Source organism: Bacteroides caecigallinarum, assembly GCF_021530995.1.
GTDB classification, from domain to species: Bacteria; Bacteroidota; Bacteroidia; order Bacteroidales; family Bacteroidaceae; genus Phocaeicola; species Phocaeicola faecigallinarum.
Genome location: NZ_JADYTF010000383.1, coordinates 1 through 216 on the forward strand (window position 1 = coordinate 1; position 216 = coordinate 216).

Annotated in this window: 1 protein-coding gene; it reads right to left on the reverse strand. The window is 43.5% G+C overall.

Translation table 11 applies throughout. The annotated features are described in order from the left end of the window. The coding region (locus I6E24_RS17130; RefSeq protein WP_235329889.1) for a transposase family protein at positions 1 to 216 on the reverse strand (216 nt) is incomplete at both ends.

Consider the following 216-nt stretch of genomic DNA (forward strand, 5'->3'; position numbering starts at 1 on the left):
AATCCTGATTCTTGCACTTATAGCGTTGGACTTTCATGCGGATTATCACCTTTTTGCCGCCTATCGGGAGTCCTATAAAGTCACGAACTCGAAAACCGTTCTTGACCAATTGGCGATGCCCGCACTTCGGACACACTTTTTCACGCTCTTTGGATTCGATATGCAAGATTATTGTGTTATCTTTGTATTCCTCACGAGTACATTGGTGGGTGTATA